The 241-nt window shown below is 66.0% G+C and carries 1 pseudogene; it reads left to right on the top strand.

Going from position 1 to position 241, the window contains the following annotated elements:
• Positions 1 to 159 precede the first annotated feature (159 nt).
• Positions 160 to 241 (top strand): annotated as a pseudogene (locus tag ACLJNW_RS28035) (alpha/beta hydrolase); the annotation flags it as partial.

Below are 241 nucleotides of genomic sequence, written 5' to 3'. Positions count from 1 at the left end.
CGCCTCCATCGACGGGTTCGCCAGGCCGCATGGGCGCTACCGCCGGTCGCGTTTTCCTCGTCCAGGCGGCGCAACGCAGGCGGCTTTCTACTCTACACAGGGGACGGCGGCCGCAGGGTGGCGCCGTTGCCTGCATCCACACCGATCGGGAGAAGCGACATGGGTTACGTGACAACGAAGGATGGCGTCGAACTCTTCTACAAGGACTGGGGGCCGCGCGACGCCCAGGTGATCTACTTCC

This window comes from Salmonella sp. SAL4457 (genome assembly GCF_046548235.1).
Classification (GTDB): Bacteria; Pseudomonadota; Gammaproteobacteria; order Enterobacterales; family Enterobacteriaceae; genus Salmonella; species Salmonella enterica.
This window is presented reverse-complemented; position numbering and strand designations above follow the sequence as displayed.